Below are 244 nucleotides of genomic sequence, written 5' to 3'. Positions count from 1 at the left end.
CGAAGACGCGCCATGCGGGTGATAGTTGCCCATGACGGCGCCGACCGACTTCGCCGATTTGCGATACGGTTTGTCCGGTGTGGTGCCGGAGTCGAACATCGCGTACAGGATCCGGCGCTGGACCGGCTTCAATCCGGCGCGAACGTCGGGGATCGCGCGGTCTTGAATGATGTATTTGGAATAGCGTCCGTAGCGGTCGCCAACGACCTCCTCCAAAAACGCAGGCAAGGAGTTCTCGAGCAAG

General features: G+C 60.7%; 1 protein-coding gene. It reads right to left on the bottom strand.

The features are described 5' to 3' along the window. Positions 1–243, bottom strand: a 243-nt coding sequence (locus KVT38_RS34030) for a DNA gyrase subunit A (protein WP_306795389.1), incomplete at its 3' end; no start/stop codon positions are given. Position 244: the final 1 nt, after the last annotated feature.

This window comes from Cohnella sp. GbtcB17 (assembly GCF_019091135.1).
Lineage (GTDB): Bacteria > Bacillota > Bacilli > Paenibacillales > Paenibacillaceae > Cohnella.
The sequence above is the reverse complement of the archived record's forward strand: the minus strand, read 5'-3'. Positions and strand labels throughout refer to the sequence as shown.